The sequence below is a fragment of the Variovorax sp. J22G73 genome (assembly GCF_030317035.1).
Lineage (GTDB): Bacteria > Pseudomonadota > Gammaproteobacteria > Burkholderiales > Burkholderiaceae_C > Variovorax.
This window is the reverse complement of the sequence record NZ_JASZYK010000007.1, coordinates 162,182-174,921: the sequence shown is the minus strand read 5'-3', so window position 1 is coordinate 174,921 and position 12,740 is coordinate 162,182. Positions and strand designations below refer to the sequence as shown.

The 12,740-nt window shown below is 66.8% G+C and carries 12 protein-coding genes; 5 read left to right on the top strand and 7 right to left on the bottom strand.

The window, feature by feature from the left end:
* The first annotated feature begins 73 nt into the window (after positions 1 to 73).
* The 4 genes from QTI51_RS24320 (at position 74) to flgL (ending at position 7,009) form a co-directional block, all read left to right on the top strand.
* On the top strand, positions 74 to 1,801 hold the full coding sequence (locus tag QTI51_RS24320) for a methyl-accepting chemotaxis protein (RefSeq protein WP_503011537.1): 1,728 nt from the start codon (positions 74 to 76) through the stop codon (positions 1,799 to 1,801).
* Between the two features lie 123 nt (positions 1,802 to 1,924).
* Positions 1,925 to 3,649, top strand: a complete 1,725-nt coding sequence (locus QTI51_RS24315) for a methyl-accepting chemotaxis protein (RefSeq protein ID WP_503011536.1) — start codon at positions 1,925 to 1,927, stop codon at positions 3,647 to 3,649.
* A gap of 133 nt (positions 3,650 to 3,782) precedes the next feature.
* Positions 3,783 to 5,747, top strand: coding sequence for a flagellar hook-associated protein FlgK (flgK, locus tag QTI51_RS24310; RefSeq protein WP_116910959.1), 1,965 nt, complete (start codon positions 3,783 to 3,785; stop codon positions 5,745 to 5,747).
* A gap of 50 nt (positions 5,748 to 5,797) precedes the next feature.
* Positions 5,798 to 7,009, top strand: coding sequence for a flagellar hook-associated protein FlgL (gene flgL, locus QTI51_RS24305; RefSeq protein WP_116910960.1), 1,212 nt, complete (start codon positions 5,798 to 5,800; stop codon positions 7,007 to 7,009).
* On the opposite strand, the gene QTI51_RS24300 is transcribed toward flgL, so the two are convergent.
* Complete coding sequence (locus QTI51_RS24300) at positions 6,996 to 7,865, bottom strand: SDR family oxidoreductase (protein WP_116910961.1); 870 nt, start codon at positions 7,863 to 7,865, stop codon at positions 6,996 to 6,998. The two genes, flgL and QTI51_RS24300, sit on opposite strands and share 14 nt — an antisense overlap.
* A gap of 142 nt (positions 7,866 to 8,007) precedes the next feature.
* Between QTI51_RS24300 and QTI51_RS24295 the strand changes: the two genes are divergently transcribed.
* On the top strand, positions 8,008 to 8,940 hold the full coding sequence (locus QTI51_RS24295) for an AraC family transcriptional regulator (protein WP_116910962.1): 933 nt from the start codon (positions 8,008 to 8,010) through the stop codon (positions 8,938 to 8,940).
* Between the two features lie 20 nt (positions 8,941 to 8,960).
* Here QTI51_RS24295 and fliR read toward each other — a convergent pair whose 3' ends face one another.
* From fliR to fliM, 6 genes are read right to left on the bottom strand one after another with little or no spacing between them, the layout of a single operon-like run.
* Positions 8,961 to 9,746: a flagellar biosynthetic protein FliR gene (fliR, locus tag QTI51_RS24290; RefSeq protein WP_371086384.1), complete on the bottom strand. Its 786-nt coding sequence runs from the start codon at positions 9,744 to 9,746 to the stop codon at positions 8,961 to 8,963.
* A gap of 8 nt (positions 9,747 to 9,754) precedes the next feature.
* Positions 9,755 to 10,024 (bottom strand): flagellar biosynthesis protein FliQ, encoded by a 270-nt coding sequence (gene fliQ, locus QTI51_RS24285; RefSeq protein ID WP_116910963.1) that lies wholly within the window; start codon positions 10,022 to 10,024, stop codon positions 9,755 to 9,757.
* A 10-nt stretch (positions 10,025 to 10,034) separates the two neighbouring features.
* Positions 10,035 to 10,793, bottom strand: coding sequence for a flagellar type III secretion system pore protein FliP (fliP, locus tag QTI51_RS24280; protein WP_116910964.1), 759 nt, complete (start codon positions 10,791 to 10,793; stop codon positions 10,035 to 10,037).
* Positions 10,790 to 11,305, bottom strand: coding sequence for a flagellar biosynthetic protein FliO (gene fliO / locus QTI51_RS24275; RefSeq protein WP_116910965.1), 516 nt, complete (start codon positions 11,303 to 11,305; stop codon positions 10,790 to 10,792). The genes fliP and fliO overlap by 4 nt, the downstream gene beginning before the upstream one ends.
* Positions 11,302 to 11,748: a flagellar motor switch protein FliN gene (gene fliN / locus QTI51_RS24270; RefSeq protein WP_116910966.1), complete on the bottom strand. Its 447-nt coding sequence runs from the start codon at positions 11,746 to 11,748 to the stop codon at positions 11,302 to 11,304. The genes fliO and fliN overlap by 4 nt, the downstream gene beginning before the upstream one ends.
* On the bottom strand, positions 11,741 to 12,739 hold the full coding sequence (gene fliM / locus QTI51_RS24265) for a flagellar motor switch protein FliM (RefSeq protein ID WP_116910967.1): 999 nt from the start codon (positions 12,737 to 12,739) through the stop codon (positions 11,741 to 11,743). The genes fliN and fliM overlap by 8 nt, the downstream gene beginning before the upstream one ends.
* Position 12,740 lies beyond the last annotated feature (1 nt).

Genomic DNA, 12,740 nt, shown 5'->3' with positions numbered 1-12,740 from the left:
TTCGGGGCCCGCGGCCCCCAAAGGAAAAATCATCAAAGCCTTCTACAACCTCAAAATCGCGACCAAGCTGCTTGTGTCGTTCATCGCCGTCCTTGTGCTGACGGCTTGCGTCGGCGCCGTGGCGTTGCTGCAGCTGTCCAAGGTGCACGACATGTCCACCGACCTGGCGACCAACTGGATGCCGGCGACCCGCTCCCTGCTGGAGATGAAGAACCTGGTGTCGCGCTACCGCACGCAGGAGCTGCAGCACATCCTGTCGGGCTCGTACGACGAGATGGCCACCTACGAGAAGTCGATGGACGTCACCTGGGCCGCGCTGCAGAAGAACCGCGCCGAGTACCAGGCGCTGATCTCCGAGCCTGAAGAGCGCGAGGTGTACCCCGTGTTCGAGAAGCTCATGAACGAGTACGCGCTGGAGCACAACAAGGTCATCGCCATCTCGCACACGCAGGACACCGAGCAGGCCACCACGCTCAGCCGCGGCAAGTCGCTGCAGCTCAACCGCGAGATGAACACCGCGCTCGACAAGCTGACCGAGGTGAACGTGGCCGGCGCCGTGCGCGCGGGCCAGACCGCCGACACGGTGTACGCGGAAGCGCGCCTGTGGGTGCTGGGCCTGCTGCTGGGCTGCATCGTGCTCGGCCTGGGGCTGGCGCTGTGGATCGCGCGCATCGTCGCGCGTCCGCTGGCCGAGGCCGTGAAGGTGGCGCAATCGGTGGCCGCCGGCGACCTGACCAGCCACATCGAGTCGCAGACGACCGACGAGACCGGCCTGCTGCTCGAAGCCCTGCGCGGCATGAACCAGAGCCTGGTGAACATCGTGGGCGAAGTGCGCACGGGCACGGACACCATCGCCACGGCGTCGAGCCAGATTGCCTCGGGCAATCAGGACCTGTCTTCGCGCACCGAAGAGCAGGCCAGCTCGCTGGAGGAAACAGCCGCTTCGATGGAAGAGCTGACCTCGACGGTGAAGCAGAACGCGGACAACGCGCGCCAGGCCAACCAGCTGGCCGTGTCGGCATCCGAAGTTGCCGTCAAGGGCGGCAGCGTGGTCTCGCAAGTGGTCGACACGATGGGCTCGATCAACGCGTCGTCGAAGAAGATCGTCGACATCATCGGTGTCATCGACGGCATCGCATTCCAGACCAACATCCTCGCGCTGAACGCCGCTGTGGAAGCGGCTCGCGCAGGTGAACAAGGCCGTGGCTTCGCGGTGGTGGCATCCGAAGTTCGCAGCCTGGCCCAACGCTCTGCAGCAGCGGCCAAGGAAATCAAGACACTGATCGGCGACTCGGTCGAAAAGGTCGAAGAGGGCAGCAAGCAGGTCGAAGAGGCCGGGCGCACCATGGACGAGATCGTCGGCAGCGTGAAGCGCGTGACGGACATCATGGGCGAGATCACCGCCGCGAGCCAGGAACAAACGTCCGGCATCGAGCAGATCAACCAGGCCATCACGCAGATGGACCAGGTCACGCAGCAGAACGCGGCGCTGGTGGAAGAAGCCTCTGCAGCGGCCCAGTCGCTGCAGGAACAAGCCGGCAGCCTCGTGCAGGCCGTGAGCATCTTCAAGCTGGACCACAACGCGCTGGTGGCGCGCCCGGCGTTCACGCGCATCACGCCGATCGCGAATTCCGCCAAGTCGGGCAAGCCTGGCCTGTCCGGCATGCCCGGCAAGCCGACCGCCAAGCTCTCGCCCCAACGCGCCGCCAAGGCCCTGCCCACGCGCCGCGAACCCGGCGCGGGCGGTTCGCCCCAGCTCGCCGCGAGCGCCGACGCGAAGGGCGACTGGACCGAGTTCTAAGGCAACGAGAGACAGGCTCAATACCGGCGGGCCCGTGCCGATAAACGAATCGACAACGCCGCATGTCGCGGTGGGATTCGCACCCGTTCTGAAAGAGAAGAAAACAAAATGAGTTTGAAGAACATGAAAATCGGCGCCCGCCTGGGCCTTGGCTTTGCGGCCATGCTGCTGTTGATGGCGGTGATTGCAGGCACCGGCCTGCTGCGCCTTGCCAACGTGGGCAAGGCCACGGACGAGATGATCGAGCACGCGCTCGTGAAGGAGCGCCTGGCCAACCAGTGGTCCAACCTGCTGGGCCCGACCATCGTGCGTTCCTTCGCCATGGTGAAGGCCACCGACCCCACGGTGGTGGCCTACTTTGCCAAGGCGCGCGCCGACAGCTCGGCGCTCATCAACCCGGTGCAGAAGAAGCTCGAGGAAATGCTGACCTCGCCGGAAGAAAAGAAGCTGTACGCCGGCGTGGCCGATGCGCGCGCGGTGGTGCTGGAGATCATCGAGAAGATCAACAAGCTCAAGGCCGCCGGCCAGAGCGACCAGGCCACCGCCATGGCGGACAACCAGTTCGCCGCCGGCCTGGTGGTCTACGAAGAAGCCGTGGCCAAGCTGGCCGCGCACCAGCGCGAGAAGATCGACCTGCTGTCCAAGGGCATCGCGGCCGACCACGCGGGCGGCCAGATGATGCTGCTGGCGCTGTCGGCCATTGCGCTGGTGCTGGGCGCGCTCTTTGCCTGGCGCCTCACGCTGGGCATCGTGCGCCCGCTGGGCCATGCCGTGACCGTGGCCGAAACCGTGGCCGCCGGCGACCTGAGCTCCGACATTCGCGTGGAAAGCCGCGACGAAGCGGGCCAGCTGATGCAGGCCCTGCGCGAGATGAACGCCAGCCTGGCGAAGGTGGTGGGCGAAGTGCGCACGGGCACCGAGACCATCGCGACCGCATCGGGGCAGATCGCCTCGGGCAACCAGGACCTGTCTTCGCGCACCGAGGAGCAGGCGAGCTCGCTGGAGGAAACAGCCGCTTCGATGGAAGAGCTGACTTCGACGGTGAAGCAGAACGCGGACAACGCGCGCCAGGCCAACCAGCTGGCCGTCTCGGCGTCGGAAGTCGCGGTCAAGGGCGGCAGCGTCGTGTCCCAGGTGGTGAACACCATGGGCTCGATCAATGCGTCTTCCAAGAAGATCGTGGACATCATCGGCGTCATCGACGGCATCGCGTTCCAGACCAACATCCTGGCGCTGAATGCCGCTGTGGAAGCGGCTCGCGCGGGTGAACAGGGCCGAGGCTTCGCAGTCGTGGCATCCGAAGTTCGCAGCCTCGCGCAACGCTCTGCAGCCGCCGCCAAGGAAATCAAGACGCTCATCGGCGACTCGGTGGAGAAGGTCGAAGAGGGCAGCAAGCAGGTCGAAGAAGCCGGGCGCACCATGGACGAGATCGTCGGCAGCGTGAAGCGCGTGACGGACATCATGGGCGAGATCACCGCGGCGAGCCAGGAGCAGACCTCGGGCATCGAGCAGATCAACCAGGCCATCACGCAGATGGACCAGGTCACGCAGCAGAACGCAGCGCTGGTGGAAGAAGCCTCTGCAGCAGCCCAGTCGCTGCAGGAGCAGGCCGGCAGCCTCGTGCAGGCCGTGAGCATCTTCAAGCTGGACCGCAACGCCGTGGCCTCCCCGCGCGCGGCGTTCACGCCCATCACGCCGATTCCCAAGGTCGAGCGGCCGGCGGCCCGTCGGGGCGGCAGACCGCTGCCGGGGCGCACCGATGCGCTCAAGGCGCCCAGGGCAGCGAACGCCGCGGCGCCCCAGTTGGCCATGCCGGGCGACGCCAAGGGCGACTGGACCGAATTCTGACCCTCAACTTTCGGCTGCTGCTGCCGATATAGAGAGCAAGGCACCGGCCAGCGCGCGCAACGCAGCGAACCGATGCCACCCCTACACCCACCATTCACCCACCATTGACTGGTAAAGAGACAGGTAACACCCGATGTCCGGAAGTTTGTTCTACACAGGCCTGAGCGGCCTCGGCGTCGCCCGCACGGCGCTCATGACCACGGCCCACAACACGGCCAACGTGTACACCGCCGGCTACAGCCGGCAGGTGGCCGAGATCGCCACCGGCGGGGCCATCTCCAGCGGCTCGGGCTTCATCGGCTCGGGCGCCAACGTGACGACCGTGTCGCGCAGCTACGACCGCTACCTGACGGCGCAGCTGGGCACCGCGCAGTCGGCCTCGGCCGCGCTGGCCACCAACAGCGTGCAGATCAACCGCATCGACACGCTGCTGGCCGACAAGACCTCGGGCCTGGCACCGCTGATGCAGAGCTTCTTCACCAGCGTGCAGGGCGTGGCCAACACGCCGGCCGACCCGGCCGCGCGCCAGCAGATGATCAGCTCGGCGCAGGCGCTGGCCAGCAAGTTCCGCTCGACCGACCAGTACCTGAGCGACCTGAACTCCTCGGTGAACGAGCAGATCGTGGGCAGCGTGGACCAGATCAACACCTACGCCAGCAAGATCGCCAGCCTGAACCAGCAGATCAGCCAGATCAGCGCCATGGCCGGCGGCCAGCCGCCCAACGACCTGCTCGACCAGCGCGACCAGCTCGTGAGCGACCTGAGCCAGGTGGTCGACGTGAAGGTGCTGCAGCAGGACAACGGCAAGTACAACGTGTTCATCGCCACCGGCCAGTCGCTGGTGGTGGGCGACTACGCCTCGCAGATGGCCGCGGTGAACTCCGCCGCCGACCCGTCGCGCAAGGCCGTGGCGTTGAAGGGCTTCGCCGGCAACGTGTCGGAGCTGTCGGACACCGCCATCACCGGCGGCGTGCTGGGCGGGCTCATGAGCTTTCGCCGCGACACGCTCATTCCCACGCAGAACGCCATCGGCCGGCTCGCCATGTCGGTGGCCGACTCGGTGAACGCGCAGCACAAGCTGGGCGTGGACCTGAACGGCGCGCTGGGCACCGACTTTTTCTCGCAAGCCACCCCCGGCGTGATCGTCAACGCCAAGAACACCGGCTCCCTCGAAATCGGCGCTTCGCTGACGGATGCCTCCAAGCTCACCACCAGCGACTACAACGTGAGCGTCACCGACGTGGCCGGCACGCTCAACTACTCGGTCACCCGGCTTTCGGACAAGACGTCGATGGGCACTTTCACTTCCTTCCCGATCACCTTCGACGGCGTGAGCCTCAGCGCCGCCAGCGGCACCGCCGCGGCCGGCGACTCGTTCCTGGTGCAGCCCACGCGCACCGGCGCGCGCGACGCCAGCGTGCTCACGCTCGACCCGGCCAAGGTGGCCGCCGCCTCGCCCATCTCGACCGGCAACACCGCCGGCAACAAGGGCAGCGGCGCATTGAGCGCGGCCACCGTGGACGCGAGCTACCCCGGCACCCCGCTGGCCGCGAAGGTCACGCTGAGCTACGACGCCGCCACCGGCAGCCTGTCGGGCTTTCCGGCCACCTCGCCGGTGACCGTGACGCTGGCCGACGGCACCAGCAACACCTACGCCGCAGGCACCGCCGTGCCCTACACGGCCGGCGCGAAGATGAGCTTCGACGGCATCACCGTGAGCATGACCGGCGCGCCCACGCAGGGCGACACCTTCACCATCGGCAAGAACGTCTCGGGCGTGTCCGACAACACCAACGCGCTAGCGCTCGGCGCGCTGCAGCGCAAGACCACCATGTCCGGCGGCACGGCGACCTTCAACGGCGCCTACTCGCAGCTGGTGAGCGACGTGGGCAACCGCGCCATGGCGGTGAAGGTGGCGGCCACCACGCAAGACAGCGTGACCACGCAGATCAAGGCCAGCCAGCAGTCCATCTCGGGCGTGAACCAGGACGAGGAAACCGCCAACCTGCTGATGTTCCAGCAGATGTACCAGGCCAATGCCAAGGTGATCCAGACCGCGTCGACCATCTTCGACGCGATCCTCGGCATCAGCAACTGAGCGGCACCCGCCTTCTGAGCCCCCCACACGTACAGACCCAGGACACCGCGATGCGCATCAGCACCCAATCCTTCTACGACCAGAACGTCAGCGCCATGGGCCTGCAGCAGCAGAAGCTGTTCCGCGTGCAGCAGCAGCTGGCCACCAACTCCAAGTTCCTGACCGCCGGCGACGATCCGGTGGGCGCGGCCCGCGCGCTCGGCGTGACGCAGACGCTGTCGGAAAACGCGCAGTACGCCACCAGCCGCCAGCGCGCATCGCTGTCGCTGTCGACGGAAGAAAACGCGCTGAACTCGGTCACCTCCATCCTGCAGAACATCAAGACGCTGACCGTGGCGGCCGGCAACGGCACCATCTCGGACGCCGACCGCGGCTCGCTCGCCACCACCATCCAGAGCGCGCTCGACCAGCTCGTGGGCGTGGCCAACTCGGACGACGGCAACGGCCAGTACCTGTTCGGCGGCTACAAGAGCGGCACGCCGCCCTTCGTGGCTTCCAACGGCGGCGGCGTGCAGTACGTGGGCGACCAGGGCCAGCGGCTGATGCAGGTCGACGTGGCGCGCCAGCTGTCCACCTCGGACGACGGCCGCAGCGTGTTCCAGACCGTGCAGGGCGGCGCGGGCTACGTGACCGCCGGCGCGGCCGGCAACACCGGCACCGGCGTGTTCGGCTCGGTGGGCGTGAAGGACGCCACCGACCCGAACTACGGCAAAGATTTCAGCATCAGCTTCTCCGGCGGCAACTACTCGGTGTCCACCAAGGACACGCCCCCCGTGGTGGTGGCCGGCGGCCTGTACACCGCGGGCCAGCCGATTTCCTTCGGCGGCGTGCAGACCACCTTCACCGGCACGCCGGCCGATGGCGACAGCTTCGACGTGTCGACCGCGAAGAACGCGGGCACCGACATCTTCGCGTCCATCAGCGAACTGGTGAGCGCACTGCGCACCCCGCTCACCGGCGGCGGCGCGGCGGCCCAGGCCAAGCTGCAGAACGCCCTGAGCACGGCCAACGTGAAGGTCACCAACGCGCACGACAACGTGCTGACCGTGCTGTCGTCGGTGGGCTCGCGCCAGACCGAGATCGACGCGCTCGACACCGCCGGCGCGGCCAGCAAGCTGCAGGAAGAAAGCTACCGCTCCAGCATCGAAGACCTGGACCCGTACAGCGCCATCGCCGAGTTCTACCAGCGTCAGTCGTCGCTGCAGGCGACGCAGATGACGTTCGCGAAGCTGAACAGCATCGCGTTGTTCAACTACCTCTGATCGGCACCGGGGCTTCGCGCACGTCGAAGTCGGTCGAGAACGCAAGTTCCTTTTGCGATTCGAGTTCTGCAAGCCGGGCGGTCAGCGCCTTGTGCATTGCCGCGTACGAATCGCTGCCCAGCACGAGACGCCTGGGCGCCGGATGCTGGTCGACGCTCGCGATCATCTCGCGGGCCATTTTTGACGGGTCTCCTATCGCTGGCGCCATCGCCGTGTCTTCGATCATGCGGTGGACATGGGCAATCGGCGTGGAGGCATACGCGTCGAGCCAGGCCCCCAGCTTTGCACTGCCATGCCTGAATTCGGTTCGCGCGCCGCCGGGTTCGACGAGCGTGGCGGCAATGCCGAAGCTGGCTGCTTCCTGGTTCACGGCGTCGATGAAGCCTTCCATGCCCCATTTGGTGGCGTGATACATCGAGCCTCCCGGAAATGCCGCTTGTCCGCCAACGGACGACAGCTGCAGGATCCGTCCGCCGCCCTGCGCGCGCAGGCAGGGCAACGCGGCGCGCACCACTTGAATCGAGCCGAGCAGGTTGGTGTCGAGCTGGTGCTCGACCTGGGCGTCGGTGAACGATTCCGCGGCGCCGAACAGGCCATAGCCCGCGTTGCTGACGATGACGTCGATGCGGCCCAGGGCGGCGAACGCGTCGCGAACGACCTGGCCGACAGCCGCGCTGTCGGTCACGTCGAGAAGGTGCAGCGACAGGCGGTCGCCGTAGCTTGCCTTCAGGTCGTCCATCGAGCCCGGTTTGCGGATCGTTCCGGCGACGCGGTCGCCGCGCGAGAGAAGTTGCTGCGTCATGTGGCGGCCGAAGCCGCTGTTGACGCCGGTGATGAACCAGGTTCTTTGTGTCATGTGGGCGCTCGTGGTTGAAGGTGACTGTCCGAAATCGGACGGCTTGACGATATGCCGGCCGATTCAGACTTTGAATTCAGTTGAGTCTGTAATACTTGCTCCATAGTCCAGAAGTGACTGGTTTTCGGCGATCATCGGTTGAATGAACGACGACCCCTTTTCCGATGTGCTCGGACTGATCAACGCCAGGTCGGTCGTGTCGGGGAGCCTGACAGCGGGCGGTGCCTGGGCGATTCGCTTTCCCGCTTCGGATCGCATCAACTTCTGGGGAATTGCCCGCGGCGAGTGCTGGTGCATCACCGAGAGTGAAGACACTCCCCTGAAGCTCGAAGCCGGCGATTTCCTCTTGCGCGCTTCACCCCGGGCCGCGGTGCTGACCACCGACCCTCAGGTAAAGCCGGTCCACTTCGAGGAACTGGCCGTGTCCAGTGCCGGGAACACCCGCCACCACGGCGTGGGTGATGAGTTCCTCATCATCGGCGGCAAGGTGGATTTCGACGAGAAGCTGGGCGCGCCGCTCCTCGGCCTGCTGCCGCCGACCCTGCTCGTGCGGCATGGGTCGGTGCACGCGACGGTGCTCCAGTGGCTTCTTTCTCAGCTCGTGCGCGAACGCGCGGATGCGCTGCCTGGCGTTGCGGCTGCATCGGCCCAGCTCGCGCACCTGATGTTCATCCAGATTCTTCGTGCCCACCTGGATGCGGATGCGACGTTGGCCCCGGGATGGCTGCGCCTGTTGGGCGATCGGCGCCTGGCACCCGCGGTGCGTTTGCTTCATCGGGAACCGGCGAGGGCGTGGGGCCTGGAGGAGCTCGCTCGCGCGTGCAGCATGTCGCGCGCGACCTTCGCCGCCCATTTCAAGGCGGTCGCGGCCATCACGCCCGTCGCGTACCTGACGCAGCTTCGAATGCGTTTCGCGGAGCGCTCGCTGCGCGAAGGGGACACCGCCGTCTCGGCGATCGGCTATGCCCTGGGCTATTCGTCGGAAAGCGCGTTCAGCAGTGCGTTCAAGCGCTTCGCCGGAGAAGCACCGAGCCGTTACCGGGCGAACACCCGGTCAAGTCGAACCGCGAGCTGAACTCCGGCGAGCCGCCAGCCTCAAGGCCGCAACCCCTGCGTGAACCGCAGCATGTTCGCAATCGACTCCGCGAACCGCGGCTCCAGGAACGCCGCCAGGCTGGGCATCAGCAGCTGCAGCATGAAGATGCCCGCCAGCAGCGTGAGCGGAAAGCCCACCGCGAAGATGCTGAACTGCGGCGAGGCGCGGTTCAGGATGCCCATGGCCAGGTTCAGCGTGAGCAGCGCGGTGATGAGCGGCAGCGCCAGCATCAACCCGCTGGCGAAGATGTCGCCCGCGGCCAGCACCAGGAACATCCAGCCGCCCGAGGCCATTTGCCCCTGCGAGATGGGCAGCGTGCCGAAGCTCTCGGCCAGCGCGTTCACCATCAGCAGGTGGCCGTCGAGCGCCAAAAAGATCAGCATCGCCAGCATGTTCAGGAGGCGCGACACCACCATGGTGCTGCCGTGGCTCATGGGGTCGAAGAAGGACGCGAACGACAGGCCCATCTGCAGGCCGATGTACTCGCCGGCGGCGAGCACGGCGGTGAACACCAGCTTCATCGAGAAGCCCATGGCCGCGCCGACGAGCACCTGCTGCACGATGATCCACGCGCCCTCGGCCGACACGACCGGCACGGCGGGCAGCGCGCCGATGGTGGGCGCGATGACGAAGGTGAGCATGACCGCCACCGCCACCTTCACCGGCCGCGGCACCCAGGCCTCGCCGAAGATGGGAGACGTGCTCACCAGCGCGAGCATGCGAACGAAGGGCCACAGGAAGGCCACCATCCAGGCCTCGAGCTGGGCCGAGGTGACCGAGATGATCGACGGCGTCACGCCACCAGCTGCGGAATGCCTGCGAACAGCGCGCGCATGTAGTCGAGCATGCGGTCGAGCATCCACGGGCCGGCGATGACCAGCGTGGCGAACACCGCGAGCAGCTTGGGAATGAACGACAGCGTGGCTTCGTTGATCTGCGTGGCGGCCTGGAAGATGCTCACGATCAGGCCGATGATGAGCGCCACCAGCAGCAGCGGGGCGCCCAGCAGCAGCGAGATCTCCATGGCCCGGTGGCCCATGGTCATGACGGATTCGGGTGTCATCTCTGCGTACCTAAAGGTAGAAGCTCTGCGCCAGGGCGCCGATCAGCAGCTGCCAGCCGTCGGCCAGCACGAACAGCATCAGCTTGAAGGGCAGTGCGATGGAAGCGGGCGGCACCATCATCATGCCCATCGACATCAGCACGCTGGCCACCACCAGGTCGATGATGAGGAACGGAATGAAGATGGTGAAGCCGATCTGGAAGGCCGTCTTCAGCTCGCTGATGACGAACGATGGCAGCAGGATGCGCAGCGGCACGTCCTCGGGGCCCTGCATGTCGGGCACCTTGGCCAGCCGCGCGAACAGGGCCAGGTCGCTCTCGCGGGTCTGCTTGAGCATGAAGGTCTTGAAGGGGGCGATGCCGCGCTCCAGCGCCTTGTCGGCGCTGATCTTGTTCTCGGAGAAGGGCACGTAGGCGTCGGTGTAGGCCTTGTCCAGCACCGGCGACATCACGAAGAAGGTGAGGAACAGCGACAGCCCCACCAGCACCTGGTTGGGCGGCGAGGTCTGCGTGCCGATGGCGGTGCGCAGCAGGCCCATCACGATCAGGATGCGCGTGAAGCTGGTCATCGACAGCAGCATCGCGGGCAGGAAGGTGAGCGAGGTCAGCAGCACCATGGTCTGCACGCTCAGCGACCAGGTCTGGCTGCCGCCGGGGCCGGGCATGCTGGTGATGCCGGGCAGGCCCTGGGTCCAGGCCACGGCGGGCAGCGAGGCGGCGGCAAGCAGCAGCGCGGCTCGCAGGCCGCGGCGCAATGCGGGGTGCGTCATGGGGCGGTGTGCGTCTTGCCCGAGAGGGATTCGCGCAGTTTCCGGGCAAAGAGTTCGACGGGGTTGTTCAGCGCGTTCGGCGTGCCTGCACCGCCTGTGCCACTTTTGCCGCCTGTGCCATTCGCGGCGGGCTGCGCCTGCGCCGGCAGCATGTGCAGCATGTTGACCTGGCTCGACGTCACGCCCAGCACCAGCCACTGGTTGGCCACCTCGACCACGACCACGCGTTCGCGCTGGCCGACCGAGGCGCTGGACACCACCTTCACCAGATGGCCGCCGCCCAGGCGCTGCAGCCCGAAGCGGCGCGCCAGCCAGGCGCACAGGAAGATCAGGCCGACCACCACCGCCATGCCGAAGCCGGCCTGCAGCAGGCCCGAGGCGCCGACCGCGGACGGCTGGGCTTCGTGCACGGGCGTAGGCACCGTGGGCAGCGCGGCATGCGCGGTGTGCACGGCATGCGCCGCAAGCAGGCACAGCGCCGGCAGCGCGCGAAGGTGGCGGCGCAGGTTCATGAGCGCGCGAGCTTCTGCATGCGCTCGGAGGGGGTGACGATGTCGGTCAGGCGAATGCCGTACTTCTCGTTCACCACCACCACTTCGCCCTGGGCGATGAGGTAGCCGTTGATGAGCACATCCAGCGGCTGGCCGGCCAGGCCGTCGAGCTCCACCACCGAGCCCTGCGACAGCTGCAGCAGGCTCTTGATGGTGATGCGGGTACGGCCGATTTCGGCGGTGAGCTGCACCGGCACGTCGAGCACGCGCGCGATGTCCACCGCGGTGGTGCTGGCGGGCACGGCGGGCGCGTCCTGGATCTGCTGGAAGACCTGGGCGGTGGCCGGGGCCACGGCGGGTTCGGGCGCGGCCGGGGAAGCCGGCGCGGTGGCTGCCGTCTGTTCGGCCAGCGCGCTGGCCCAGTCGTCCGCGTCGCTGCTGGCGGAAGAGGTGTTGTCAGTCATGGTCGTTCTTCGAGTCGGTGTCTTGGTGGGAGATCATGTTTTGCACGCGCAGGGCGTAGCGTTCGTTCGCGGTGCCGTAGCCGCACTCCATCACGGGCACGCCGCCGACCTTGGCGACCACCGTGGTGGGGAGCTCGATGGGAATCACGTCGCCGACCTGCAGCTTCATCACGTCGCCCAGGGTGGAGGGCATGGTCACGAAGTCGGCGATGAGCTCGACGTCGGCGGCCTGCATCTGGCGCGACATCTGCTTGACCCAGCGCTTGTCGACCTCGACCTCGTCCTGGATCGGGTTGGACAGCAGGTCCTTGATGGGCTCGATCATCGAGTAGGGAATGCACACGTGCAGGAAGCCGCCCACCGGGCCGAACTCGATCTGCAGCGTGGTGTTGATCACCACCTCGTTGGGCGCCACGATGTTGGCGAGCTTGCCGTGCATTTCGGCGCGCACGTAGTCGAAGTCCAGCGGGAACACCGGCTGCCAGGCGTCTCCGTAGCACTGCAGCGACAGGTCGAGCAGGCGCTTGATGATGCGCTGCTCGGTGCGCGTGAAGTCGCGGCCTTCCACGCGCACGTGGTAGCGGCCGTCGCTTCCGAAAAGGTTGTCCACCACCAGGAACACCAGCTTCGGGTCGAACACGAACAGCGCCGTGCCCCGCAGCGGCTTCAGGTGAATCATGTTGATGTTCGCGGGCACCGGCAGGTGCCGCACGAACTCGCCGTACTGCTGGATCTGCACCGGCCCCACCGAGATGTCGGGGCTGCGGCGCATGAAGTTCAGGAGCGCGCTGCGCAGGCCACGCGCGAAGCGGTCGTTGATGACCTCCAGCGTGTGCATGCGGTTGCGCACCACGCGGTCGGGCGCGCCGAGGTCGTAGGCCGGCAGGCCGTCCTTGGGCGGCGGGGGTGCGACCGCCTGGTCGACTTCGCCGGTGACGCCTTGCAGAAGCGCATCGACCTCGTCCTGGGAGAGCACCTGTTCATACGCCATG